A 25,439-nucleotide genomic window follows, 5' to 3' on the forward strand; every position below is an offset into this window, starting at 1 on the left:
CCGCGGAAAACGCTCGGAGTGCGCGAAGCTGAGGACGAGACGCGCTTGAAGCTCGATGGCTCTACCCAGGTCTTCCGCGCCGCGCCGGGCTTTGTGTCCGAGCTGAAGGACGCCCTCAATGCCGTGGCGCGGGAGAAGTGACCCTCGCTGCTACTCGGCCTCCGGGTCATCCGGCGCGCCTCGCAGCGCCGCGCGCAGCCACTCGATATCCGATCGCCGCATCGCACCCACTGCCAGCGCGGCGGCGGCGTAGATGCCCATCCCGGCCGGTATCACGAGCAGTACGCCGATGCCGCGCATCCACCACACCGCGACCCCCATCACCGCCGCGGCAACCGCGGGCCGCGCGCTGTGGCCGAGAAGACTGAAAGGATACCCGGCTCGCCGCAGGTAGCCGTACACCAGCGCCAGTATGGCGAGATCCCCCGCAACCGCCGCGATCGCCGCACCGGTATGCGCCAGCGCGGGAATCAGCGCGACGCTGAGGACGACGCTGATTCCCGCCCCGATGCCGACTGCGAGCGTTCTCTGTGGCTGCCGGTCAGCCGCAGTGAGGGCGACGCCGATCGTGTTGGTCGCGAACTTGAGGGGCACCGTGGCGCCCATGAGCTGAAACACGAGCACCGCCGCCGCAAAGTCCGCGCCGTAGAACAGCCGCACCAGCGGCCCTCCGAGTGCGATCAGCCCCGCCGCCATCGGCAGGCCGAGGAGGGACAGAACCGTGAACGACCGCTCGAGCCCGAACCGGAACGACTCCGGCCGATCGGGATGCGCCCGCGCCATCAGCGGCAGCAGGGCGTTGTTCAGCCCGGACGCGAAAATCGGCAGGCTCAATGCCAGCACCGATCCCGCGCGGAAGTACCCCGCGGCTTGCTGCGACGCGAGCAGCCCGAGGAGCACGATGTGGATGCGAAACGATACCGCCGTCCACAGGATGTTGAGGCTGAATGGCCACGCCTGCGCGGCAAGGCGTCGCCACATCGCGATATCCGCGGCAGGCAGCGGCGGGCCGATCAGCCGCCACGACAGGACGACGTAGAACAGCACGACGAACGCCTTGGCCGCAGCGAAGGCCGCCAGGACCGCCAGCGCCCCGCCGCCGGTGAAGAGCAAAGCGAATACCGCGCTGAACAACAGCGCCTTCTCGACGAAAATTCCGATCGTCTCCAGTTCCATACGCTCCAACGCGTAGAACGTGCCGACGAACAGCAGTTCCCACGAATGGAAGACCGCAAAAGCCGCGGCGAGATACACTCCGACCTGGGCCAGCGGCTCGGACGAGACGAGACGGATGATGCCGACTTGGAGAGCGAAGATGACGGCGGCCAGGGGCAGCGCCATGCCCAGCGCGTTCGCGAGATACCGGCGCGCCTGGTCGCGGCGCCGTGCCACGTCGCGCGCCATCAGCAGGTTGAGACCGAAGGTGCCGAGGAAGATGAACAGCGACGCGTAGATGATCAGAAAGGCGAAGGTGCCGAGAGGGCCCACCCCGAGGATGCGCGCCAGCAGGATGGTGACGACGAAATTCGTCGCGCCTTCGAGCCCGCGTGCCGCGAACTGAGCGATCGTGTTCTTGGCGACCCTGTGGGTGCTGCGATGCATTGCGTGTGACGCGTCAATGAGATGCGGCACGATCCGGACGCGTGGCCGCGCCGCTACATGTACCCCAGGCCGCGCAGCTGATCCTCCAGGGCGCGCTGCTCGGCGGGCGAGTAGTCCGTGCTCTCGCCCGGCGGTCGCCTCGACGGCTCGCAGAACTCGATGGGGCGATGCCCGAGATAGCCCTGATCCAGCGCCCCCGCCAGCACCTCGCCGTCGACGTCCTCGGCGATCGGCAGGCCGAGCACGTGCAGGAGTGTCGGCGCGACGTCGACGATCCGGCAGGCGTTCAGCGCCGCGCCCCGCCGCGCCGCAGGCCCCGCGAGAACAAACACGCCCTCCAGCCGATGACCGCCCGCTCGCCCCGTCGGTTCCGCCCCGATGGCCGTCGCGACATCCAACCTTCCGCTCTCCGGATAGCTGTTGTCGCGCGTCATATAGATGACATCCGGGGCTTGCTCGCAGTACGGGCCGCGGAACACTTCCTCGCGCCGGCGCGCCCATTCGATCAGTCGCTCGCCCGTATCGGGATCGGTGACTTGCAGCAAGCCCGCGATCAGCGCCTCGCGGGTATCCTCGTATTCCGCCCCCGGCTCGACGACGCCCGCGCTCTCGCGTCCTCGCACGTTGACGTAAACGCCATCGAGATCCGCACTCGCCCCGAACGCGCGCGTCCGATCCCAGTCCATCAACTCCAGCGGACTCCTCCATCCGAACCGCGGCAGCCACAATGGGATTTGCCCCAGCAGCCCTCCCACTTCGAACCCGACCGCGCCAAGCGCTTGGTCAACCGTACGCCGGACGACACGCAGCTGCCGTCTCCCCCCCGGCTTCGGTGTCAACCACCCCTGATCCGCCAGCCAGCGGTTGAGGTAGAAGGTCTTGCGATTCTCGCCGAAGCCGTGATCCGACACGATCGCGATCGTCGCGTCATCGCCGATCGCGGCGACGAGCTTGCCGACCGCCTCGTCCGCCTTCTCGTAGCACCGCGCGAGCAGCGCGCGACGCTCGGCCGCGTCCGCGGCATTCCCGTCCTCCGGCCACGGCAGCAGGTGTTGCACCCGGTCGAGTTCGCAGAACACGCATACGAAGCAATCCCATTCGCTGCTGCGCCACAGACGCAGCGTCGCGCCCAGCGACAAGTCAACGGATCGCTCGAGATGTCGCACCAGGGCCCGCGCCCCGCGCACCCGGCGGATCCGCCCCCAGTCTGAGCCCGACGATGTCGCGGGATAGCCAGGAACGGCGTACGCCAACCGATCGGCTAAACGGGGAGGATACGCATGAATGCCTGGCGGCATTGGCACGCCCGACACCAACGCGCCGTTGATCTTCGCGGCAGGGTACGTCACGGGGACGCCGATCGCCGCGACCCGTCGTCCGTGTCTGCTCAGCGTCTCCCACAGCGTCTCCGCGTGCACGTCGAGCGAGCTGATCACGCGCTGCCGATAGCCGTCGCGCCGGTGGTAGTGATACACGCCGTGCTTGCCGGGATGTTTGCCCGTCATCATCGCCGGCCACGCCGACCAGCTCGTGATGGGAATGGTCGAGAGCAGCGGCGCCCTGGTTCCGCGCTCGATCAGCGCTCGAATGTGCGGCAGCCTGCCGCCGGCTAGCAGCGGGTCTATGACCTCGAAAGTGGCACCGTCGAGGCCGATCAGCGCCACTCGCGATTTCGCGTTCGGCTTTGGATCAACCACTGCCTCTCGCTCGCAGTCCTGAAAGACTGATCGTGCCGCCCACCGCACCAGTGGTGACTGGGCAAAGCGGCAGGGCGCGCGGCTCTTCACGCTGCACACGGGGTGCGCGCGTGATGCGCTGTCTCTCCGGGTGAAACCGCGCGATGGACTCCCTCGCGCGGAGTAATTCCCCGGCGAGTGTGCGATTCCCTGCGCGGAGAGTGCGGTGAAACGGTGAGCCGATGAGGCGACGCTCCCGCAGGCACGCCTGCATTGCTCATGCCCGGCGCGGGTCGGCGGCGTTCAGCCTCCGGCTTCCGGGCTTGGGCGCGCGGGAGTATTCATGGCGATCGGGCGGTGGGCTCTGCACCAGACCGGGGGTTGCGTACGAACGATCGCGTCTAGAACCGCCAGTTCAGCTTCGCGTCGGCGCGCTGCTCGGTGTCGCTGCGAAACTGCTGGTATTCGCGGCTGCGCTCCATCTGCCCTTCGACGGACAAGCTGAAGTCGCGCCCGATGGCGTAGTCGTAGCCGAGGAGGTAAACCTCGGTCTCGGCCGTTGTCACGCCGCCCAGCGGGATCGTCTCGATCTGACGGTAGCCCGTGTAGATCTTGTGCGAGGCGGCAAGGTTAAGCGACAGCCGCACCTCGCCCGCCCGTTGCTCGTCGCCGGGAGCCGCGATCTGTCGCGCGACGCTCCCGGACAGCCCGATGATGCCGAGCCGCGTCGCCGCGCCCACTTTCGTGCTCGTCGCCTCGCGCACGACGCCCTTCTTGTCCTCCGGGTTCTCGGCGTACTCGCCGCTGATCTCGAGGGACTTCACCGGCGACACGGCGATCGCGGCGCGTCGCATGTTGAGTTCAGTGTCACCGTAGTCGCGCTGCTTGTAACCCGCCTCGAGGCTCAGCCGCGAAGCCGGTTTGAGCGTGGCCTCGACGCCCTGGTAATCCGACACTTCGGTGCCGCGGCGCGCGCCCATCGTCGCCCGCACGCGCGCGGCGCGCCACGTGGCAACATCGAGCGACACGTCGGAAGCCCGTTGCTGCCCGGAATCGGAATGCGTTTCCGAATGCGACGCGATGACATTGAGGCCGTCGCGCAAGCTCGACGCCACACGCAGCGACCGTGCGTCGCTCCGCGATTCACCGGCGACGGACGTCTGGTAGGCCGCGGAAGCCTTCGTGCTCGCGCCAAGCGCCATCGCCGCCTGCACGCGGTCGGTCGTTGTCGTTGACGAACCGGAGCCTTGCTGCAGCTCGATCTCGGTACGCGTCAGGGTCAGGTCGGCCCCGGCCAGGGGCTTCGCGGCCAACCCATATTCGGTGGTGTGCGTCGTCGGGCGGTTGGGGTTCGCGATATCCTCGACAGTCGTCACCGAGGCCCTCGCGGTGAGGTCGCGCGCGGGACGATAGCCGGCGGCGACGTTGAGCGTCTCTTGGCCGCCCTTTGCCGGCAGATCGTTGGGCGCCGCGAAGCCTTCTTCGGCGCGGGTAAGGGACGCGGCGAGGTCGAGCTGCGAGTAGCTGCGCTCTGCCCCGATGCGCCAGCCTGCGGCGCGGCGCGGCTCGCCCTCACTGCGCCCGCTGGCCGCGGCAAGCTCGCTGAAGAACAGGGCGGCGTCGACCCTCGTGTCGCCCTTGCGCCCCGCGCGCAGGCCGTAAACCCCGCGGGGGTCGCCCGACGGCAGGTGCTGATACCGCAGTGCGAGCGCGACATCGGCGTCGCCGATGCTCCCCAGGGGAATGGCGGCCGGCAGATCCACCGGCTGCTGATTCACCTGCGACTGCCCGGGCTGCCGCAGATAGCTCACCTGCGCGACGCTGTTGGTGGGCAGGGGACGGGCCAAGGTGACGGTGCCCTTCTTCCAGTCCACCGTGTAATCAATGCCGCGCAACAGCGGCACGCCGTTGACCTCGACGCGCTCGCTGGCGACCGCGATGTCGTTCCAGCTCAGCGCGTACGGGCCGGTGGTGCCGACGCCGATTACGACGTCGCTCATCTCCACCCGCGTCGGCTGAAACGGCGCGGCGTGAGCCGTCCCGGAGAACAGCACAGCCGCGCCAAACAGCGCGGCCGCGATTGTCATCATTCGCATAAGATCACGCACGTCGCACCGCCTGCCGGTGAGATTTTGTGCTTTGACTGCCGCAATGCAACGCTACTAGCATTATACCACGTCGTCGGGCAGGCGCAATCGCTGATATGCCGAACGCTTGCTTTCTTCTTGGACGGAAAACCCGACCCACAGGTTCCACGCCGCGCGTTTCCGCGGTCTCGGCGCGGGCCCCTGCGGCGCGCCGTCGGGGCCCGCGCATCAGCGCGAACTCAGGAACTCTGCGGCCTCTTCGGGGTCGGAGATTTCCGGCATGCGGGGGAGACTGGCGGCGAATGATCGGCCGTAGCTCCGCGAGTGCAGGCGCGAGTCGAAAACGCAGAACAGCCCGCGGTCCGCGCGAGTGCGGATCAGTCGCCCGAAGCCTTGCTTCAGCTTGAGCACTGCGCTCGGCAGCGAGTATTCGCGGAACGCGTTGCCGCCGCGCTTCTCGATCCGTTCGACGCGCGCTTCTTCGAGCGGCTCATCAGGCACCGCGAAAGGCAGCCGCGTGATGATGACGCAGCTCAGTTGCTCGCCCTGGACGTCCACGCCCTCCCAGAACGAGTCCGTGCCCAGCAGCACCGCCGACGGCGTGCGCTTGAACCGCTCCAGCAGCTTCCACTTCGGCATCTCGCCCTGACGCAAGACGGGATAGGGGAGATGCTCCGCCAGCCGCGCCGCCATGTCGTCGAGCAACCGGTACGACGTGAAGAGCACGAACGCACGGCCCGCCGTGGCGAGGAGCACCTGCTCGACGCGCCGGGCCAGTTCGTCAGGGAAATCCGCATCGTCTGGCGACGGCATGTCGGCCGGCGCGTACGCGAGACACTGCGTGGCGTAATCGAACGGCGCGGGCGCGATGAGTTCCGCCGCATCGGCGATCCCAAGCAGGCCGCGCATGAAGGCGAAGCTCCGCCCCACCGCGAGCGTCGCCGAGGTCAAGATCGCGCTGCGCACGCCGGGGCTCTCAAAGACACCGGCCGCGAGATGCGGCGCGACATCCACGGGGTGGCGATGGAGCGTGCAGCGCACCAGACGGCGCCGCCCCGTAACCTCCACCCAACTCGCGTAGTCGGGACTCAGATCGAACAGCATCGGCAGTTCGTGCGCCATCGTCTCGGCGCGCTCCGCGAGCCGCAGTGCGGTCTCGCGATCCTCCCCCTCGAGCCCCGACTGGCGCAGGACGGTCTGCGCCGTCGCCAGCCGGGAGGCCGCTTCCGCCGCGGTGCCCCGCGCGCGGTCGAGTTCGATCGCCGGCAAGGCATCCAGCCGTACGCGGTCCTGGGTCAGAATGGGGAACCGCTCGAATAGCTCTCGATTCGCCGCCTCGAGCCGCGCGGCGGCTTCGTCGAACTCCTCGGCAGCGGCCACCGCGCCCTCCGCCCGGCCCAGGAGATGCCGCGCGCGCCGCACGAAATCGAGCGCTCGGTAATCCGTGAAGACGACCCCCAACGAGTGCGCCGCGACATCGGCGAGGTGATGCGCCTCGTCGAAAACGAGCACCTCGCGCTGCCCGAGCAAGCCGTACTCCGGGTCGACCGCCGCGAGCTGCAGGTTCGCCATGAAAAGCGCATGGTTGCAGATGACGAGATCGGCCTCCTCGACCTGCGCGCGCGCTCGATAGTAGAAGCACGCCGCGCGGAACTTGCAGTTCCCGCGATGGCAGTCATCCGACGAACTCGCGACCTCTCCCCACACCCCGGCCCGCGGTTCGAACTCCAACTCCGCCTTGTCGCCGGTATCCGTCACCGCGCACCATGCCGCGAGATCGCGGAACCGTGCGGCATCATCGAGGCTCTCAAACAGCGCGCGCTGCTCGCCCGCCACGGAGATCTGGGCGACCTTCCGCCGGCAGATGAAATTGCTCCGCCCCTTCATCAGCACCGCGCGGAAGTCGAGGTCGAGCGCCTCGCGCAGCAGCGGCAGGTCGTGATGCAGCAACTGCTCCTGGAGGTTGATCGTGTATGTGCTCACGAGCACCGAGCGGCCCGAGTGCAGCGCGGGCAGTAGGTACGCCAGCGTCTTGCCCGTCCCCGTGCCCGCCTCGATGATGGCGTGACGGCTGCTCGTGATGCAATCCCACACCACCGCCGCCATATCCACCTGCGGCTGGCGGAACTCGTAGCCGGGCATCACGTCGGCGAGCGGGCCGTCCGCTCCGAGGACCGCGGCGGCGTCAAACGGCAGAGGTTCTCTCGCAGTGTCCTGCCTGGCAGCGCTCATGCTGACTCAGACTTCTGCGCCGCGCTTGCCCCAACCTTTGCTGTAGGCAGCCACGCCAGCAGCAGCACCAGCGCCAGCAGCGCCATCGCCGAGCCGAAGAAGAACGGCGCGGGCGCCCCGAATCCCGGCCATTTCCCCACGCCCTGCCACAGCGCGCCCGCGATCAGGCTCGCCGGCAGCGCCGTCACCGCCACCGCGGCGTTGTAGATCCCGTAGGCCGTGCCGCGCTGATCCTCGCGCACCACGTCGCCGACCAGCGCGCGCGCCGTGCCCTCAGCCATGCCGTGGTACGCTCCGTAGAGCAGAAACAGCGCCCAGATGTGCCACGGCGCCTGGGCCAGGCCGAAGCCCAGGTACACCGCGGCATACAGCGCCCAGGCGGCCGCGATCACACCCGTCCGTCCCCAGCGGTCGGACAGCGCCCCCGCCGGTGTCGCGACCGTCGCCTGCACCGCGTTGAAACCGACGAGCACGAGCGTGATGGCGAACACGGACAGGCCGATGTTCTGCGCGCGCAGCACGAGGAATGCGTCGCTCGAGTTGCCGAGCGTGAAGATGACGATGATCGCCACGAATATCAGAAAGCGCTTGTCCAGATCGCGAAATGACAGCTTCGGCGGCGCCGCCTTCCCCGTGCGCGGGCGGGCGGCCTCGTGCACGAACACGGCGAGCACGGCGACCGCCAGGAACCCCGGTATCATCGCGTACAGGACGAGACGCCGATAGACCTCCGGCACCAGCTCGATGGCGTTCCGTTGCGTCAGGTACACGACGACCGCCGCGCCCGCGAGGCCGATGAACGCGCCCAGCGTATCCGCCGCGCGGTGGAAGCCGAAGCTCAACCCGCGCCTCGTATCCGCGCTCGAGTCCGCGATCAGTGCGTCGCGCGGCGAGGTGCGTATGCCTTTGCCCAGACGATCGGCAAACCGCACTCCGAGCACCGTCGGCCACGCCCCCGCGAAATAGAGGAACGGCTTGCTCGCCGCCGACAGGCCGTAGCCGATCAGCGTCAGCCCCTTGCGCTTGCCCCACAGATCGCTCAGCCACCCCGAGAATATGCGCATGATGCCCGCGGTGGTCTCGGCCACGCCCTCGATCAGCCCGATCACCGCGGTGCGGACGCCCAGCGCATTGGCGAGAAACAGCGGCAGCAGCGTGAACGTCATTTCGCTGCTGATGTCGGTGAGCAAGCTGACGACGCCGAGGGCGACTACATTGGCCGCCAATGCGCGCCCCGGCTTCGAAGTCTCGGTTTCTGCCATCAGTCGGCGTTACTCCTTCCGGCGTGGGGATGCAGGCGTAGCCCGCTGCGTCGAACGCCATGTTGACGGCGTCACAGCAGCCGCCACCGCTCGTCCAGACGATGCAGACCGGCCTGGTGCGCTGCCCGCACCGCCCGGTCGTACTCCTCCGCCGTGATGCGCCGCGTCAACTCGGGGACATCGGCCGCGTGATAGCACGGTCGGTACTGCGCCATCACGTTGACGTATGTGTCCTTGCTCAGCGAGGCCAGGAATTCCATTACCTGTTCCGTGCCCGCGAGATCGTGCGGCAGCACGAGATGGCGCACCAGCAGGCCGCGGGTCGCGATGCTGCGCTCGTCGAGCTGCAAGTCCCCGACCTGGCGGTGCATTTCCCGCACCGCCGCGCGGTTGCGATCCCAGTAGTCGCCGACGTCCGAGAGCCGGAGCGCGGTATCGTTGTCCGCGTACTTGCAGTCGGGCATGTAGATGTCGAAGATACCGTCAAGCAGCGCCAGTGTCTCGGGGCTGTCGTACCCGCCGGTGTTGTACACCAACGGCACGCGCAGGCCCATCGGCACCGCCACGACCAGCGCCGCGAGAATCTGCGGCACCTGGTGGCTCGGGCTGACGAAGTTGATGTTGTGGCATCCCTGCGATTGCAGCTCCAGCAGCATCCCCGCCAGGGCTTCCGAGGTGACCACCGTGCCGTGCCCCTCGTGGCTGATGTCGTAGTTCTGGCAGAAGATGCATTTCAGGTTGCAGTTCGTCAGGAAGATCGTACCCGATCCCCGCGCCCCAACCAGCGGCGTTTCCTCGCCGAAATGTGGCCCGTGGCTCGAGATCAGCGCGTCCTTGCCCGTGCGGCAGGTCCCGAGCTTGCCCTCCAGTCGATTGACGCGGCAGTACCGCGCGCACACATCGCACTCCTGCAGCATGTCCCACGCCTGCCGCGCGCGGCGGCGCAGTTCCCCGCTGTCCGCCAGCGCGAGGTAGGACGGTCTGTGCTCTTCGTCGCTCATGCCGTTCCTCGACTCCGGCGACGCGCCTCTGGTGCCGCCGCTCCTGCCCGCCTAGGCGACCCAGGCTATCGCGTCGATCTCCACCAGAAAGTCCAGCGGCAGCCGTGCCGCCTGAATCGTCGTGCGCGCCGGCGGGTCGTGCGGGAAATAGGTGGCGTAGATCTCGTTCATGGCCTGGAAGTGCTCCATGTCGGCGAGATACACCGTCGTCTTCACCACCTGCGCCAGCGACGCCCCCGCCTCCTCCAGCAGTGTCTTCAGATTATCCAGCGTCAGGCGCACTTGCTCGTGTATCGGGCCGCGGCATGGTTCTCCCGTCCCTGGGTTCACCGCCGCCAGACCGGAAACGAACAGAAACCCGCCGCGCTTGCCCGCCTTCACGGCCTGCGAATACGGCCCCTTCGGCTTCGGCAACTTGTCCGTGTTGAACGGCTGTGGCATGTCCATGTCCCTGCTCCTATCACGTACCGTGAATGCCGCCGACGCCGCATGTCTCCGGCGACCGCGCCGACGAACCCGTGACCGGCTGCGCATCGTCGCTCGCCCGGCTTCACCTCGACTCCCGCAATCCCGCGAGGAGGTCCCCGCCCGCCTCGACCATCATGTCGCCCGCGTCCGGATGAAGCTTGCTGGAGCGGGCCGTGCGCACTTCGTATCCGCCCTCGTCGAACGCCCCGCGCGTCGGAATGTAACCCTCGCATCCGTTCGCCAGACCCGCGATGTACGTGTGCGCGAATGGCGAACTCTTCTTCAGCCGCAGGCCGAGTTCGACAAACGGCTCGCCCGGCAGGCCAACCAGGGCCGCGTCGCCAATGCGCACCGCCTGGACCTCCGCCGCGACCGTCGGGCTCTCCGACTCCGCGAGCAGAACCACCTCGCGCGCGTACATCTGCGCCGCGTCCATCTCGCCGAGCGGGGGCGCGTCGGCTGCGGCGCGTCGGGCCGCTGCCACAACGTCCTCCGCCAGCGGCCGCAGCGGAACATCGAGCACGCGATGCCGTTCCCCGAGCGTCTCGCTCGCACTCAGCTCGGCGCTCGGCAGCACGCGCAGCACTTCCTCGCCGAGCACATGGCCCATCCACTTCGCTTGTTCGAGCCCTTTGCGCGTGCGAGGGTTGCCGACGTCAACGTGGTTGATGTCCCCGAACGCCCCGTTGACGAACAGCACCGCAACGTCGCCCAGCCGCTCGCGGACATGCGCGGCCATGTACGCCGGGTAGTCCGCCGATATGCGGTCGCCCCCAATGGTGTCGAGGTGGCACGTGTAGTTGACCACGATCGCCGCGGGCCGGCCTGGATCGCCCCAGACAAGCACTCCGACCTCCGCGTCAATCGGGCCGGCGGGGCGCACGATGTCCGGGTTGCCGATGCCGGGGTTCGTCTCGACGACTCCGCTCTTCATCCAGTAGCGCCGGTTGAAGGCGATACTGTCAACGCTGCCGGTGGCGATGGCGAAGTCGTGGTTCGCTCTTGCAGTCCAGGCTTCGGCGATGGCCTGCGCGCCGTTGTCGGGCACGGTCTCCAGCCACTCCGCATCGAATGGGCTCTGGAATAGGTGCACCGTGACCGGGCCGAGATGCGTATGCGTGCACGCGATCATCACGCGCTCGGGCGCGATCCCGCACAGTTCGTGCGCTCGCTCCCGCATCCGCTCCACCTGCGGCCTGCGCAGGCCGATGAGGTCGAGCGCAACGATCGCCAACGCATCTTCGTCCGACCCTACCACCAGCGCTTTCGCATACAGCGGATCGTCAACGGCGCTTGCCCGGCGGTCGTGAAAGTACCCCGCCAGCGATGCTCCCAATGGCGGCGTGATATCTCTCTCCGAGGTGCCAACGAGCATGACGTCCTACCTCTATCGTCTGCGTTGCCGCGGATTCTTTCAACGCCGGACGCTGTGTTGCCTCTCCGGGGGCAACAGGGAATTGCCCCTCCTGCCGGGAAGTTATCATGCATCCTGTCGCAAATCGAGCACCTGCACGCCCGGCGCGGGCCAGGCGTCCGAACCGCGTGACGATGACGCCGGTGCGCCGGCATAACGGGAGTGGGACCTGAGATGGAACGACGTACACTCGGAAAGACCGGGCTCGAGGTGGCGGCGCTTGGCTTCGGCGCCATCAAGCTTCCGAAAGTAGATGAGGAGGAGGCGACGCGCGCCCTCAACCGCGCCCTCGACCTCGGCATCAACTTCGTGGACACCGCCCGCAACTACCGGGACAGCGAGCGCAAAATCGGCCAGGCCCTGAAGCACCGGCGCGGCGAATACGTCCTCGCCACCAAGACCGTCGCCCGTGATGCGCGCGGCCTGCGCGCGGACCTCGAGACGAGTCTGCGCGAGCTGGATACCGATCACGTTGACCTCTATCAGTTTCACAGCGTCTCCGACCTGGATAGCTGGGCGAAGGTCATGGCCCCTGGCGGGGCGCTCGAGGAAGCGCGCAAAGCCCAGCAGGAAGGGCTCGTCCGCCACATCGGCATCACCATGCACCGCGCGGTGCACGAGATGGAACAGGCCATCGAGTCGGGCGCGTTCGAGACCATCATGGTCGCCTACAACCCCCTCGACCCCGAGCGCGTCGAGCCGCGTGTCCTGCCGCTGGCGCAGGAACACGACATGGGCGTCATCATCATGAAGCCGCTCAGCGGCGGCACGCTCAGCCTGCCCGCCGAGCAGAAGCAGCCGGGCGCGCGCGACCCCATCGTCGCCGGGTCGCTGCGCTACATCCTCTCCAACTCGGCGGTGACCGTAGTCATCCCAGGGATTGAGACCGCCGCCCAGGTCGAGGAAAACGCCGCCGCCATCGAAGAATCACCCCGCTTCTCGGATCAGGAGCGCGGCGAGTTCATCGAAACCCTCGGCCGTCTGCGTCAGTCCTACCGCTACGGGCAGACGTGCCTGCGCTGCGGATACTGCCTGCCGTGCTCCCAGGAGATCGAAATCCCGGAAGTGTTCCGCGCTCTTCACATGGCGCGCGAATACCCGGACGAACTCAAGCACCTCGGCGTCGAACTCTACGAGTCGCTCGAGGTCAAGGCGTCAGCCTGCGTCGAATGTGAGGAATGCCTGGAGAAATGCCCGGCAGGCCTGCCGATCCCGGATCGGCTCAAGGACGCGGTCGCGCAGTTCGAGTGAATCGGGCGGCATGACGAATCGCCGCGAGTGCTCTGTTACTCCTCAATCATTGGGTACCGTCGCTTGAGTTTGACACGAGCGTCATCGGTGGTGGGCCTCGACAGGTGTCCATCTTCTCGAGGTCACGTCAAGTTGATATAAGGAATCTCGGCTGAGAGCGCGAAGCGCGACACTGCAAGTGGAGGAGGGCAGTATGAGAATGCTGTCGATGCTCCCGGTGTTGGGCGCAATGATCGGCAGCCTGGCGCTATCTGGAACGGCTGCGTATTCACAGCAGTGCCCACAGGTAGCCGGGCTCAAGCCGTTCACCGCCGAAGCCAACTACATGTCTCTGGCGGGATACCTGCGCTGGCAGGTATCCGTTGAGCAGGGGAGATCGAGAGCTCAGGGTCTGTGGCCTTCGTTGGCGGCCTCCTCACCGTCCAGCACGAAACTGCGCGAGATGAGACCGGGTGCGGCGCATTGCAGGGAATTCGTGGTGGAGCAACCGGTTCCGAATGATTCGGGCGGCATATTCGCGCACGACCTGAATGGCGACGGGCTGATGGACTTCGTGGTCACGAGCCGGGGCCATATCGGTGCCTATGACAACGCCGGAACTCGACTGTGGGTCAGGCGTGACAGCATCAAGCTCTTCCCGTACCACCATCCGAGCGCCATAGCGGGCGACATGGACGGCGATAGCCGACAGGAGGTAGCGTATCTCACAGCATCCAACCAGATAAGGATCGTTGACGGAGCGACCGGCGCAGTCAAGACGACGCTTTCCGGCCTGGGAGAGCCGGTCGCAATGGCGATAGCGAATCTCAGGGGAGAAGGCGACAGGGACATCATCCTTCAGTACAGCCAGACCCGCATACGCGCCGTCAAAGCGGAAGATGGGGCGCAGTTATGGGAGACCGATGAGTACCGCGGCATCGAGCACAGCCCTCTCCGCCAGGCGGATCTTGACGGGGACGGCCGCGATGAAGTGGCCGGAGCCAGCATAATCAATCACGACGGCAGCAGAATGAACCAGTGGGACCTGGGCGGCGCCTACCAGAACATGGACAGCATCGTCATCGCCGACATCGTGCCTGGGTATCCGCTGGAGGTCGCGTTGGCAGAGCAGCGGGGCGACCGCTCGCACACTGTCGTGGTCAACCACGAGAGGATTATCTTCCGGACGCTCAATGCCTGGAACTGGGAAGACCCCGATAAGTTGGCGGTCGGCGATTTCGACCCGAAGCGCCCGGGGCTGGAGATATTCAACCGCTCCTCGGGAGGCGACGGGACGGCTCCGCGGGGGAAGGAGGAGCCGTACAGATACGAGCAAGCCCCGTGGGTGCTGGACGCGGAGGGCAATCTCATCAGCAAGTACTATCTCAACGATCGGAAGCCGCCATGGTGGACGGGACATGGCCTGGAGGAGATCTGCAGGATTGATTGGGATGGGGATGCCGCGGACGAGATAGTGGGCAAGGAGAGACACATGAATGGGGCTGGGGCCGTCGTTGACCCGATTACGGGGGATTTCAGGATCGTATTCCGGGTGAAGGCGATCAGGATCTACGCCGCAGACGTGCTAGGAGACTCACGGGAGGAGGTTATTATCCTGGACGAGGACGGGCACGTGAGAATCTTCTTCACCCCGGACGCCAACAGGAATCCGGAGAAACCCAGGTACTGGGCCCAGCAGCACTACAGAAGGCAGAAACAGAACTGGAATTACTACTCGCCTTGAGCGACTGCCCGGCCGCTGTGTCGCATCGGCTGGCGGCAAGCAAGGGGGATGACCAATGATGCGCCTGCCCAATCATGACCTGCATCTCGCCGACGACCAGATCCGCCTGCGCCCGTTTACGGAATCGGACTTCAAGCTCATCGCACGGTGGTTCAAGGACCCGGAGGTGCTGCACTTCTCCGAGGGCGCCGAGAACCCCAACTACAGCCGAGCGGAAATCGAGAGCATCTACCGCGGCGCCGCCGACAAATGGGACGCGCTGCTGTTCGTCATCGAGACCACCGACGGTAAGGCCGTCGGCGAGACCTGGCTCGAGCGCATGAACCTGCAGCGCGCCCTCAAGGAGCCCTCGGACAACCCCTGGCGCATTGACATCATGATCGGCGAGAAGGACTGCTGGGGCCAGGGCTACGGCCGCCGTGCGGTGCGCCTGCTACTCCGCCACGCCTTCGAGGCGCTCGGCGCCGATCGCGTCGGCGCACCGGTGTTCGAATTCAACGAGCGCAGCCTGCGCATGTTTCAGGCGTGCGGCATGCACATCGTGCGCCGCGTGCCCGATACGGTCAAGCGCGGCGACCAGAGGTTCGCCGACCTCGACCTCGAGATCACGCGCGAGGACTGGCTTTCGAGGCACGATGATGCCTGATGCCCGCGAGGTCGTTGACCGCTTCTTCGCCATCCGTCTGGGCATTTCGGTCGAGGACATCAAACCCGGTCAGGTCGCCGTGGCCGCCTCTGATCGGCGTACCTTCGCCGAGCGCGGCCACGGGTTCATCCGCTTGCTGTGGATCGTGCATTTCGGCGACCGCGCGGCCGTGTCCGTCCATCCGGCCGCGCTCGCGGAGGTCTCACGGCTCGCCTGGAAGCGGACGCCCGACCAACTCATGTCCGACGACTTCCACCTCCGCGCGGCTGATGCGCTCGAGGCCGCACTTCCCGGCGCCTCGCTCAACAGCGCCGGCCACAGCGTGGTCTTCTGCCACCCCGGCGACGCCGCGCCGATTCCTACCCACGGCGACGTGCGCACACTCACCGTCGCGGCACAGGCCCTCTGGGCCGGCAAGCGCGTGTACCCGCATGCGGTCGCCCATCCCGCCGTCGAGCGCGGCGAGGCCTTCGGGTTGTTCCTCGACGACAAGCTGATTGCCGAGATCATCACGCACGAACCATCCGTCGCCGAGATGGCGAATCTGGTCGCAGAGGACGGCATTGAGGTCGCCGAGGACTACCGCGGCTGCGGCCACGGCAAGGCATTGCTGGCGGCGTGGACCTGCGAGATGCAGGCCCGCGGACGCGTCTGCATCCACTCGACGTCCCCTGGCAATGCGGCCTCGATCGCCCTCGCACAGTCCGTCGGTTACGTCGAGCACGCGCGCACCCGCGCCGTGACGCACACGTCTCCCGAACAGCAACCCTGAGGTTGGCGCAGATGAACGAGCCCGACAGGGGCCTGATCGCCTCCGCGGTCGAAGAAGTGCGCGGCCGCCCGCTGGTGTGCGCGGTCGGCCTGTTCGCGCTTGGTATCTGGGTCGGCGCCAGGTATGACATTGGGCCAGCGCTGGCGCTCGGCGCTCTCGGCGCCTGCATGCTCGCCGCGCTTGCGCTCCGCGTCCGCCGTACGCGCCCTGCCGCTGCGCCGCTCCTCATCACGGCGGCACTTGCCGGAGGCGTCGCATATTCCGTCGCCCAGCTCAAGCCTGCCTACGATGTCTCCGCCTTCGATGGCACCGCCCGTACCGTCGAAGCCGTTATCGTCAGTGAGCCACACCGCTTCGGGGACACCCAGAGCATGGCGGCCGAGGCGCACGGGTGCGTAGACCTCGAGACGGGAGCACACTCTCCGGCGAGCGGCCGCCTGTGGCTTGCTTGCGCGTCGAACCAGCCGCTGGAGCGCGGCGACCGCGTTCGCTTCACCGCAGTGATTCACACGCCGCGCGAGGCGACCAATCCTGGCGAGGTCACGCGCGAGTTAGCCCTTCAAGCGGCGGGGCTGTCGGCGTTGGCCTACGTGAGCGACGAGCGCCTCATCCAACGTCTCGGTCGAGCGCGCCTCGGCGCCATCGAGCGCGCCGGCATCGCTTTCCGCGCCCACGTTTCGCGCGTCATGCGCGATAGCATGCCCGGTCCCTACCGCGACACCCTCGGCGCGCTCTTGGGCAGCATCGTGTTCGGCGCCAAGGCCCATCCCTTGCCCCCGGACGTCATGGAGGCCTTTCGCCGCGCCGGGGTCGTGCATATCCTCGTCGTTTCCGGCTCGCAGATTTCGCTGCTCTTCGCCATCGTCTACGCGCCGGGCGCGCTTGCGCTTCTGTACCACCGCAGGCGATATCGTGCAGTCATCGGCGACCGCGGCCGGGTTGCGCCGCTGCCGACGCAGGCGACGCTGGTCGTTGTGCTCGCCCTGATCGGCGTCTACGCGTTATTCACCGAGGGCGGGCGTCCGGTCGCGCGGGCGGCTATCATGGGCGGCGTGGTCGCGGTCGGGCTGATACTGAGGAGAATGCCAAGCATCGCCGACTTCCACCCGCTCGAGTTCGACCGCTACACGATCGTGGCACTCGCTGCGCTGGCGCTGCTCGTCGTGCGGCCGGAGGGGCTGTTCGACATCGGGCTGCAGTTATCGCTTGCCGCCGTGCTCGGGTTGGTCTACCTCGGGCCGAAGATCATGCGCTGGCTGTCGGGACTGCCGCGCTGGCTCGCGCTGACCGTCGGCGCGACGGTCGCCGCGCAGTTGGCCGTGCTCCCCATCATGGCGTGGCACTTCCGCTACATATCTCCCGTGGGCTTCATCGCCAACTTGCTGGTCATACCGCTCGCGGGGTTTCTGCTGGCCACTGGGATCGCCGTCTGCATCCTCGGCTCCGTCAGCATCCCGCTCGCGACGGCGGTGAACTACGTCAACGCGCCGCTGCTCCTCGCAATGGTGCGCATCACCCACAAGGCGGCGAGTCTGCCCTGGGCGGCAGTCACCGTCGCGACTTGTCCTCTGTGGGTCGCACTCGCCTACTACGCCGCCCTCATCGCCCTCGGCGCAGCCTTGCACGGTGCGTGGCTGCGTCGGCGCAAAGACCCGGACGTGTCACCCGTCACCCCCTGAGCGGCCCCTTAGGACTGCCTGATGAGTACGCTGCGGACCTCGCCCGGCGGAACGGCCGCCTCCGTGCCGCTCCCCGGCATGCATCGGTCACCTCGCGTGCACGGGCGCTCGACGTCTCACGGCATGCTGCGCGGCCCTCCAACGGAACCCTTCGCTGCAACCCAGCGTCCAAGTTATGGCGCGTGAGGAGGTGGTATGGTGACGTAATGGGGCGCGGGCATGCTCAGAATCGCAAGCCCTGGGCGCCTCTGACGTCCTTTGCGACAGGTGATTAACACGGCTGGGGCGAAGTGGCAATACGAGGCGCCGTCCGCTCCGCCCGCCCGCAGGTCGGGCCGCGGGGGGTTTCCCCTCGCGTGGGCGGCAGGCGGCGCGGCGACCCTGCGTGTGGAAAAGGCAACCGCCATAACCCGACCACCAGGGGGCAAGACAAGCTCGCCCACCACCCCGTCGGATCACGCCTTGGTGGCTCGGGTGTTGGACGGCGATCTCGATGCTTTTGGGCTCATTCTGGAGCGCCATCAGGACCGCATCTACAGCATTGCCGCCAACTTCGCCGCCAACGGCGATGACGCCAGCGACCTGGCGCAGGAGATCTTCCTTAAAGCCTATCGGTCGCTCGGGCGTTTCCGCGGGCAGTCGGCGTTCTCAACCTGGCTCTATCGCATCGCGGTCAACGCGTGCGTGGACTACACGCGCCGACGCGGTCGCACCAGTTGCCTGCCGCTCGACGATGATCTGCTCGCGGTGAGCGCCGACGCCGGCCCCGATCCGCAGCGCGAAGCGGAACGCAGGCAGCTGCGGCTCGAGTTGGCCACGGCGATCCGCGACCTGTCGCCGAAACTGAGGATTGCACTCATTCTGCATGATATTGAAGGATTGACCCACGACCAGATAGCGAGCATCGTCGGCTGCTCCACGGGCACGACGAAATCACGCTTGTTCCGTGCCCGCGAGGAAGTCCGCCGGCGACTGCGCGAGCGGACGGAGGGGAAACAGACGTGAAGTGTGAGCGCGTCAGACAATTGGCGAAAGATATCATCTGGGCGACGCAAGTAGACGCGCCCGGCGAGAACTCGGACATCGCGCCTGACTTGGCGCAGCATCTGCGGTCGTGCCCCGACTGCCGGCGCGAGTTTGACGAACTGCGGGCGCTGAACTCCGAGTTGCGCGCGTTGGGGAATCGGCGCGCCCCGAGCCAGCTGATATCCCGAACGATGAGCGCCATCCGCGTCGAGCGGCGGCGACGCCGTAAGGCGAGGCGACTGACGCCCCTCTACCTCCGTCGCGCTCTGGCGGCCGGAGTCGTGGCCGCAGCGATCGCGGCAACCGGCGCGTATCTGGCCGGCCAGCGGCCTCAGAGCCCGGCCGCCGACACCCCCGTATCGGCGACCGTGGCGCCTCTCGTGATGGAGTACGCCGACTTCCGCGGTGCCCAGCCCTTCGGCGACCGCGACGCGATGACGCTCATCCGCAGCCACATGGAGGAGCGCCAGCAGCCATGAGGGCGACCGTTCGACCCTTGCTTGCCGCCGCGGCGGTGTTCGCCGTGGGCGTTGCAGCCCAGGCTGCGCCTACCGGCGAGCAGTTGCTGCGCCACAGCAAAGAGGCTGAGCGCAACCACAGCTATCGCGGCGCTCGCATCAGCCGCATGTACTTCCCCAAGTACACCGTCACCGCGACCTCCCACGTGATTCACCGCCGGCCCGATACCACGCGCATCGAATACCTTGCCCCCGCTCCGCTCAGCGGCACCATCATGCTCCAGATTGGCCAGGATCGGTGGCGACGTCACCCGCGCGAAGGCGGCTGGCGCCGCGCCGCTGAAGCGCCCGATTCCGACGCGCTCAACCTGCTCATGCGCAACTACATCCTCCGCGTTGGTCAGGGCGCCGAAGTCGCACAGCGCGAGTGCCTCCTGCTCGTCGTCGCCCCCAGGCACGACGGCAATCCCAGCAAGCGCATGTGGATAGACCGCGCCACCGGGCTCGTCTTGCGCACCGAGCTGCTCAACTGGAAACAGGAGAATATCAGCACCTCCGCATTCCGCGAAATCGAGATAGACCCCGACTTGTCCGATCATTCGGCACTGCTGACGCCGCCGAAGCCGCCCCAGGCGCCGCCCGCGCCCGTCGCCCTCGGGTTTCAGCCCATTCACCCGCAATACGTCCCGTCCGGATACGAGTTCATCGGCACCAGCACGACCGCCATCGGCGGCTATCCTGCGGCCCACCTGCGCTACACCGACGGGCTCAACACGATCTCGCTGTTCCAGGCCCCGGCCAAGGCCTTCGCCCAGGAGACCCCCTTCGGCGCCACGGAGTTGTCGTTTACCCAGGTCATCACCTGGCGCCGCGGCAATATGGCCTACGCTCTCATGGGTGATGTCAATCCCGCCGAGTTGCGCAGAATGGCGGACTCCGTCGGTCCATCGGTGGGGATCCGGATGCGCTAGACTGCATCAGCCCGACCCATCGCAGGTCGGCGGCAACTCCCTCGTGTCCGCCCTGAACCGCGCGCCGGCGGCCCTGCGCGAACGACGTGCGGCCCACCCGGACATGTGCTAGAGGGTAACCCGATCCTTGATATCCGCGAACCGCTTGGGACCGATCCCCGGGACCTCCATGAGCTGCTCCACTCGCGTGAAGCCCCGTCCCGTTTCGGCCTTCAGCCGCTCGCGATACTCGATGATCCTGCGCGCGTAGGTGGGGCCGATGCCGGGAAGCTGATTCAGCTCGTCAACACCGGCGCGGTTGAGGCTGGTCTTGGTCGTGCTGCGGCCTGGAGATGCGGGGTGGGTGGCGGCGGGCCGTGAGGCCGATGGCGGCTCGGACGATTGATCATCCGCCGCCGCGCGGACAGGCACCATCACCTGCTGGCCGTCCACCACCTCCGCCGCGAGGTTTATCGCGCTCAGGTCCGCCCGCTCCGTCGCTCCGCCGGCCGCTTCGATCGCCTCGTGAGCCCTGGTGCCCGGAGTCACGGCGTAGAGACCCGGCTTGGCGACCTCCCCGCAGACGTGCACCTCTATCTTCTCGCCGCTGGACGCAGTCGGCGCATCAACGAAGAACGGCTCGGCAGGTTCTCCGGCGCGCGAACCGGTCCACCACATGACCCCGGCCGCCCCGAGCAGCGCCGCCAGCAGCAGCGCCAGTGCTACCTGCTCGCCTCGTGAGAAGAAGAACACGACCCTCCCCCGCGCAACGCGTGCGTGCGCACCTTACGCCGTCCGTTCCCTTAACCCCCGGCGACCGCCTCCGCTGCACCGCCGTACTTGACAAAGGCGCGGCACGCGTGGTCCTGCCATCCGGGCTCCACGCCGATCGCCTCATTGCCGCCGTAGTAACCGGCAATGAAGCCGGCCCGGGCGCCGGATTTGCCGAACCGCCCCAGTTGCTCGACCAGATCGCGCGCGAACCGCTCGATCCGGTCCAGATCGCCCGTCGGCAGCACCTGCTGAATGTCCACCGGGCACCAGAAGTGGACCCGGCCGCCGAACGTCTCCGCCAGCCGTCCGACACCGAATAACCCGGGCTGGTCAAGCTGCAGCACCGCCACCCCGCACTCGATCAGGTCCGGGATGATATCCCAGATGCAGCCGCAGGAGTGCATCCAGATCTGCATGCCGCGTTCGCGCGCCGCCCCGCACAGACGCATGAAATCCGGCTTGAACAACTCGCGCCACATCTTCGGGCTGACCAGGAGCCGGTCCTGCGTCCCCCAGTCCTCACAGAAGATCAGGCCGTCGGCACCGACCCGCGCCCAGTTGTCCATGCACCCGACCAGGAGAACAACCACCCTGTCGGCGAGAGTGCGCACTTCGGCGGGGTGCCGCAGGAGGTCGGTGAAGAAGACATCCATCCGCCGCAGATAGCGCATGATGGCAAAGGGAAAACCGGGCAAGCCGCCCATGCGGTATCGGTCCGGGTGCTGCGCGAAGGTCTCGCGCGCCTTCTCGTAGCGCGACGGCTTGTCGAACGCGGGCATGACGTACGACTCCAGGTCGGCCCAATCCTTCAGCGCGCCTTCCACCACCTCGCCCTTCGAGAAGTCGTCGAGCCGCGCCCAGACGTTGCCCCATTCGTCCTCCCATTGCGCGCCGCGTTCGAGTTCCCACGTGCGTTTCGGCTTCCACTCCTGATCCGCCGCGATCCCGGACGACACGATGTCATTGGGGTACGGTGTGGGCAGGGACATCGGGATGCGCGGCGCACCCTCGAACGACAGTGACCTGAGTACGATCTCGCGTGGCTGCAAATCGAGACCTCCGTTTGCGCGTCGGCGCAGCGCTGACATGCACACTGGTGCCGGCGCGGCCCTGGCTTCCGCTATGACAGCAGTTCCTCGGCGCGGATGCGCAACTCCATGGGCGGGCAGGCATACACTGCCGCCAGCCGCCCTTCGACGATCAACCGGTTGCGCAGGCGCTTGACGCTCGGCGACTCCAGCGCGCAGTCGCCGACCAGCACGACTCGCCCAGGGAGATCGTCCGGCACCTCGACATCCTTGCCGATCACCAGCGTCAGCGGCTGCTCCGGGCTCAGCTTGCCGGCCCTCGCGAGCCCCTCCAGACCTCGCCGCGTATAGTACTCGCAGGCCCGACAGTAATCACCTGCGCACACCGTCAAACCGGGGAACTTCTTCGGTGATAGCTCCAGGTCGGGGCGAGCAAACTCGCGGCGCACCTCGCCCGGGGCCGGCCCGATGACGCGTAGGCGGCCCGCGTCCGCGACACCGAGGCCACGCTCCGCCGCGATGCGCGTCGTGTCTATCTCCAGCGGGTCAAAGCCCATGATGTCGCTCGCAACCGCGTCGAGTGCAACCGGGTCCGTGCTCGCGACGATCAGGCCCATTGCGACCGGGTTGCCGCTCGTCGCATGATCCGCCTCCTGCCCGAGCAGGGCATCGAGAACGGTCAGCGCCGGCCGCTTGATGAGCAGCAGATCCACCAGCTTGCGCGGCAGATGGTAGTCACGATAGCGGTGGGAGCACGCCTTGTCGAAATCGGACACGATGCCGTGGAGGTTCTTGACGCCCATGGTGACGAGCGTGAGGCTGTGCACTTTCATCACCGGCACGCTGATGAGGACGTCCGCTTCGAGTATCGTCCGCGGCACGCTGGCGCGATGCAGCAGGTCCGCCCCCGGCACCTCGACCTCGACGAATTCATCATCCTCCAGCGCGATGAACTCCAGACCGGCTGCTTCCAGCGCCGCCGCCATGCCCGTCACTTGGGCGCAGGCGCGGGTGGTGTTATGCGCGGAGCGAAAACGAGCGGTGGAGATACTCCGCCCCTCGGCGACGACGATCTCGCCCGCTCCCGCCTCGCGCGCGAGTTCCGCCGTTGCGACGACGACCCGCGGGTCGGTCGTGGTCGGCGGCGGGTAGGGGGCGAAGATATTGGGCTTGAGAACGACGCGCGCCCCCGCCGGGATCACCTCGCGCAGGTCGCATGCTGCGCTGGCTGCCTCTCGCACTGCGCGGCGAATGGAGTCATTGTCACCGCGATCGGCCCGCGCAATGGCCACCGCGGCCGGAGTGGATGCGTAACCCTTGTTCATTCCGGTCGAACGAAGTCTATCCCGTCAGGCCGCGCCCGAAACCACGTGGCGCGTATGCTCGAGCCCTCGCCCTCCTCGTAGTAGACGCAGAAGATCGTGCCGTCGGCCAGTTCCACCATGCTCGGATACGAGCCGATCACTTCGTCAATGACATATGGCCCGTTCCACGTCGCGCCGAGATCCTTCGAGATGTGAAGCGCGGTATGCGGCAGGCGGTGCGCGCACAGCAGCAGCCCCTCGCGCGTGACCACGTGATACGGCGCATGCCCCTCGAACCCGGTCGGCTGCGGCGGCGTCCATGTGTGGCCGTCGTCCGACGAATAGGACTGACACATGCACGGTCGCATGGTCGTGAACAGACGCCCGTCCGGCAGCCTGATGATGTGGGGCTCGGAATCGTGCTGGTGATCGCTCTCGGCGTCAATGACGACGAAGTCACCCCACGTCTTGCCCCCGTCGCGCGAGCGCACCAATCCCGTCTTCGACGGCTGCCCTTCGCGCACGAAGTAGAGCGGCAGAATCAGCTCGCCATTCGGCAGTTCGAGGATCGGTGCCGAGCAAGCATACTTGGCGTCCTCCGTCGGCTGCACGAGCTGCGGTTCGGCTGCCCACGTTTCGCCGTTATCGCGTGAGCGGATGATGTGGACGAAATGCAACGCCCCCCGCTCCCCGGGCGTCGCCGGGAGGTAGGTAAAGAAATTGCAGATCAGCGTCCCGTCTCCGGTCTGCATCACCGAGGGGTCGCGGTCATCCACGTCGGTGTCGACCAGCACTTTCGGCTGCGTCCACGTCCTGCCGTTATCCCGGGATCGCATCCAGCACACCCGCCCGCCCTTGGGCAGATTCTCATTGGGCGCCGACACATGCCCGTAGCCCGCATAGAAGACGCAGAAGAGATCGCCGTTGCTCAGCCGCGTCACATCGGGAAATGCCTCGTATCCCCCCGCCCCGGCGTCATCGGTGATACGGACATAGTGCGTCTCGCTCTCCATCGCTGCCTCCCCAAGCGCGACTTGCCCCGAGTGGGTCGCCGCGCACGCCGCAATCGCCAGCATCAGTACGACGATGGCCGTGGGATGTTTCACGCGTCCATGTTATACTACGCCTAACCAAGTGTCAATCAAGCAGTCGCTCGGAGGTGACCGATGCTCAGTCCCCCGTCGGGGCCGTGGCGCCTGGCTGTCTACTACGTCAACCACGCCGGCTTCGCAATAGTAGGCCGAGACGGAACCACCGTCCTCGTAGACCCTTTCCTCAGCCATACTTTCCCCTGGGACGGCGGAACCGAACGCCAGCTCGACCCTCCGCCGTTCCCCGCCCAGGACCTCGCGCCGTGCGCCGCGGTCGCCGTCACCCACGACCACGGCGATCACTTCGACGCCGAGACGTGCCGCGCGATCTTCCAGCACAGCCCGGGAGCATCGTTGATCGGCCCCGCGCCGGTTCTCGACCGGGCGCGGCGGGAGGACGTCACTGCCGGGCCGCTGATTCCCGGCATGCCGGGAGAGCCGGTGCAAGTGGGACCGCTGACCGTGCTGCCGCTCGCCAACCGGGGCAATGAGGCGGATCGCCCTTGCCCTCGTTTCAGTTACCTGGTCGCCGACGGCCGCGGCGCCGACGTCTTCCACTCCGGGGATTCACACGGCCCGTCCGAATTGTGGCGAGGCATCGTTGACCAGCCGGATCTCGCGCTGCTGTGGCCGTCGCAGATCGAGGACACCATCTCCGCCATCCGCCCACGCGAGGTCTGGCTGATGCACTGGGGGCGCTTTGAGCCGGGGAACTTTCTCTGTAATGTGGACGCACCCCGGCTCGCGGCATCGCTGCGCGACAAGTTTCCCGACCCCGAGATCTTCGCCCATCCCCCGGGATCGTGGGTCACCCTGCCGCTGGCATAAGAGGCGCCCGTCAGTACGGTATTCCGAACGCGCGGCAGAGGAACACCGCCATCTGGGCGCGCGTGGTCGTTGAACTGGGGCAGTAGAGCCCGATGCGGCAGCCCTGCGTCGGGGCGGTCCCACCCCACGACGCGGGGTGGGCGAGGCGCTCGACCCAACCGTAGAAG

Annotated in this window: 21 protein-coding genes; 9 read left to right on the forward strand and 12 right to left on the reverse strand. The window is 67.2% G+C overall.

Annotated elements, in window-relative coordinates; all coding sequences use genetic code 11:
* Positions 1-150 precede the first annotated feature (150 nt).
* The 8 genes from JSV65_04950 to JSV65_04985 all read right to left on the reverse strand — a co-directional run bounded on the left by JSV65_04950 (position 151) and on the right by JSV65_04985 (position 11,703).
* Positions 151-1,602: a flippase gene (locus tag JSV65_04950; GenBank protein UCH35701.1), complete on the reverse strand. Its 1,452-nt coding sequence runs from the start codon at positions 1,600-1,602 to the stop codon at positions 151-153.
* Positions 1,603-1,655: 53 nt separating this feature from the next.
* Positions 1,656-3,299: an alkaline phosphatase family protein gene (locus JSV65_04955; GenBank protein ID UCH35702.1), complete on the reverse strand. Its 1,644-nt coding sequence runs from the start codon at positions 3,297-3,299 to the stop codon at positions 1,656-1,658.
* Positions 3,300-3,679: 380 nt separating this feature from the next.
* Positions 3,680-5,368 (reverse strand): hypothetical protein, encoded by a 1,689-nt coding sequence (locus JSV65_04960; protein UCH35703.1) that lies wholly within the window; start codon positions 5,366-5,368, stop codon positions 3,680-3,682.
* 225 nt (positions 5,369-5,593) lie between these two features.
* The gene (locus JSV65_04965; protein UCH35704.1) at positions 5,594-7,597 is read right to left on the reverse strand and encodes an ATP-dependent DNA helicase; all 2,004 of its coding nucleotides are present in this window, start codon (positions 7,595-7,597) and stop codon (positions 5,594-5,596) included.
* Positions 7,594-8,859, reverse strand: a complete 1,266-nt coding sequence (locus JSV65_04970) for an MFS transporter (protein ID UCH35705.1) — start codon at positions 8,857-8,859, stop codon at positions 7,594-7,596. Before JSV65_04970 ends, JSV65_04965 begins: the two co-directional genes overlap by 4 nt.
* Before the next feature lie 71 nt (positions 8,860-8,930).
* Entirely contained in the window at positions 8,931-9,860 is a 930-nt protein-coding gene (locus JSV65_04975) for a radical SAM protein (GenBank protein ID UCH35706.1), read from the reverse strand.
* A 51-nt stretch (positions 9,861-9,911) separates the two neighbouring features.
* Positions 9,912-10,307: a deaminase gene (locus JSV65_04980; protein ID UCH35707.1), complete on the reverse strand. Its 396-nt coding sequence runs from the start codon at positions 10,305-10,307 to the stop codon at positions 9,912-9,914.
* A gap of 103 nt (positions 10,308-10,410) precedes the next feature.
* On the reverse strand, positions 10,411-11,703 hold the full coding sequence (locus tag JSV65_04985) for a hypothetical protein (protein ID UCH35708.1): 1,293 nt from the start codon (positions 11,701-11,703) through the stop codon (positions 10,411-10,413).
* A 213-nt stretch (positions 11,704-11,916) separates the two neighbouring features.
* On the opposite strand from JSV65_04985, the gene JSV65_04990 reads away from it, so the two are divergent.
* The 8 genes from JSV65_04990 to JSV65_05025 all read left to right on the forward strand — a co-directional run bounded on the left by JSV65_04990 (position 11,917) and on the right by JSV65_05025 (position 20,268).
* Positions 11,917-12,993 carry an aldo/keto reductase gene (locus JSV65_04990; GenBank protein UCH35709.1) on the forward strand — a complete coding sequence of 359 codons (1,077 nt, stop codon included), beginning with the start codon at positions 11,917-11,919 and terminating at the stop codon, positions 12,991-12,993.
* A gap of 193 nt (positions 12,994-13,186) precedes the next feature.
* Positions 13,187-14,716, forward strand: a complete 1,530-nt coding sequence (locus JSV65_04995) for a VCBS repeat-containing protein (protein ID UCH35710.1) — start codon at positions 13,187-13,189, stop codon at positions 14,714-14,716.
* A gap of 55 nt (positions 14,717-14,771) precedes the next feature.
* Complete coding sequence (locus tag JSV65_05000) at positions 14,772-15,362, forward strand: GNAT family N-acetyltransferase (protein ID UCH35711.1); 591 nt, start codon at positions 14,772-14,774, stop codon at positions 15,360-15,362.
* Positions 15,352-16,134 carry a GNAT family N-acetyltransferase gene (locus JSV65_05005; GenBank protein ID UCH35712.1) on the forward strand — a complete coding sequence of 261 codons (783 nt, stop codon included), beginning with the start codon at positions 15,352-15,354 and terminating at the stop codon, positions 16,132-16,134. Before JSV65_05000 ends, JSV65_05005 begins: the two co-directional genes overlap by 11 nt.
* A gap of 11 nt (positions 16,135-16,145) precedes the next feature.
* Positions 16,146-17,813, forward strand: a complete 1,668-nt coding sequence (locus tag JSV65_05010; protein ID UCH35713.1) for a ComEC family competence protein — start codon at positions 16,146-16,148, stop codon at positions 17,811-17,813.
* 465 nt (positions 17,814-18,278) lie between these two features.
* Entirely contained in the window at positions 18,279-18,818 is a 540-nt protein-coding gene (locus tag JSV65_05015) for a sigma-70 family RNA polymerase sigma factor (GenBank protein UCH35714.1), read from the forward strand.
* A complete protein-coding gene (locus JSV65_05020; GenBank protein UCH35715.1) occupies positions 18,815-19,318 on the forward strand; it encodes a hypothetical protein in 504 nt (167 codons plus the stop codon). The genes JSV65_05015 and JSV65_05020 overlap by 4 nt, the downstream gene beginning before the upstream one ends.
* A complete protein-coding gene (locus JSV65_05025; protein UCH35716.1) occupies positions 19,315-20,268 on the forward strand; it encodes a hypothetical protein in 954 nt (317 codons plus the stop codon). The genes JSV65_05020 and JSV65_05025 overlap by 4 nt, the downstream gene beginning before the upstream one ends.
* Before the next feature lie 108 nt (positions 20,269-20,376).
* On the opposite strand, the gene JSV65_05030 is transcribed toward JSV65_05025, so the two are convergent.
* The 4 genes from JSV65_05030 to JSV65_05045 form a co-directional block, all read right to left on the reverse strand.
* Positions 20,377-21,000, reverse strand: coding sequence for a helix-hairpin-helix domain-containing protein (locus JSV65_05030; GenBank protein ID UCH35717.1), 624 nt, complete (start codon positions 20,998-21,000; stop codon positions 20,377-20,379).
* Positions 21,001-21,050: 50 nt separating this feature from the next.
* The gene (locus JSV65_05035) at positions 21,051-22,070 is read right to left on the reverse strand and encodes a hypothetical protein (GenBank protein UCH35718.1); all 1,020 of its coding nucleotides are present in this window, start codon (positions 22,068-22,070) and stop codon (positions 21,051-21,053) included.
* A 71-nt stretch (positions 22,071-22,141) separates the two neighbouring features.
* Entirely contained in the window at positions 22,142-23,374 is a 1,233-nt protein-coding gene (locus tag JSV65_05040; GenBank protein UCH35719.1) for a DUF362 domain-containing protein, read from the reverse strand.
* Positions 23,371-24,459, reverse strand: a complete 1,089-nt coding sequence (locus JSV65_05045; protein UCH35720.1) for an exo-alpha-sialidase — start codon at positions 24,457-24,459, stop codon at positions 23,371-23,373. Before JSV65_05045 ends, JSV65_05040 begins: the two co-directional genes overlap by 4 nt.
* Before the next feature lie 60 nt (positions 24,460-24,519).
* Here JSV65_05045 and JSV65_05050 point away from each other — a divergent pair, with 60 nt between their 5' ends.
* Positions 24,520-25,272 carry an MBL fold metallo-hydrolase gene (locus tag JSV65_05050; protein UCH35721.1) on the forward strand — a complete coding sequence of 251 codons (753 nt, stop codon included), beginning with the start codon at positions 24,520-24,522 and terminating at the stop codon, positions 25,270-25,272.
* Positions 25,273-25,439: the final 167 nt, after the last annotated feature.

It is taken from the genome of Armatimonadota bacterium (genome assembly GCA_020354555.1).
Taxonomy (GTDB): domain Bacteria; phylum Armatimonadota; class Hebobacteria.

Coding starts and splice junctions, on each gene's coding strand:
- JSV65_04950 (UCH35701.1), bottom strand. CDS start 1,602: ATGCATCGCAGCACCCACAGGGTCGCCAAGAACACGATCGCTCAGTTC.
- JSV65_04960 (UCH35703.1), bottom strand. CDS start 5,368: ATGATGACAATCGCGGCCGCGCTGTTTGGCGCGGCTGTGCTGTTCTCC.
- JSV65_04965 (UCH35704.1), bottom strand. CDS start 7,597: ATGAGCGCTGCCAGGCAGGACACTGCGAGAGAACCTCTGCCGTTTGAC.
- JSV65_04970 (UCH35705.1), bottom strand. CDS start 8,859: ATGGCAGAAACCGAGACTTCGAAGCCGGGGCGCGCATTGGCGGCCAAT.
- JSV65_04975 (UCH35706.1), bottom strand. CDS start 9,860: ATGAGCGACGAAGAGCACAGACCGTCCTACCTCGCGCTGGCGGACAGC.
- JSV65_04980 (UCH35707.1), bottom strand. CDS start 10,307: ATGGACATGCCACAGCCGTTCAACACGGACAAGTTGCCGAAGCCGAAG.
- JSV65_04985 (UCH35708.1), bottom strand. CDS start 11,703: ATGCTCGTTGGCACCTCGGAGAGAGATATCACGCCGCCATTGGGAGCA.
- JSV65_04990 (UCH35709.1), top strand. CDS start 11,917: ATGGAACGACGTACACTCGGAAAGACCGGGCTCGAGGTGGCGGCGCTT.
- JSV65_04995 (UCH35710.1), top strand. CDS start 13,187: ATGAGAATGCTGTCGATGCTCCCGGTGTTGGGCGCAATGATCGGCAGC.
- JSV65_05000 (UCH35711.1), top strand. CDS start 14,772: ATGATGCGCCTGCCCAATCATGACCTGCATCTCGCCGACGACCAGATC.
- JSV65_05005 (UCH35712.1), top strand. CDS start 15,352: ATGATGCCTGATGCCCGCGAGGTCGTTGACCGCTTCTTCGCCATCCGT.
- JSV65_05010 (UCH35713.1), top strand. CDS start 16,146: ATGAACGAGCCCGACAGGGGCCTGATCGCCTCCGCGGTCGAAGAAGTG.
- JSV65_05025 (UCH35716.1), top strand. CDS start 19,315: ATGAGGGCGACCGTTCGACCCTTGCTTGCCGCCGCGGCGGTGTTCGCC.
- JSV65_05040 (UCH35719.1), bottom strand. CDS start 23,374: ATGAACAAGGGTTACGCATCCACTCCGGCCGCGGTGGCCATTGCGCGG.
- JSV65_05050 (UCH35721.1), top strand. CDS start 24,520: ATGCTCAGTCCCCCGTCGGGGCCGTGGCGCCTGGCTGTCTACTACGTC.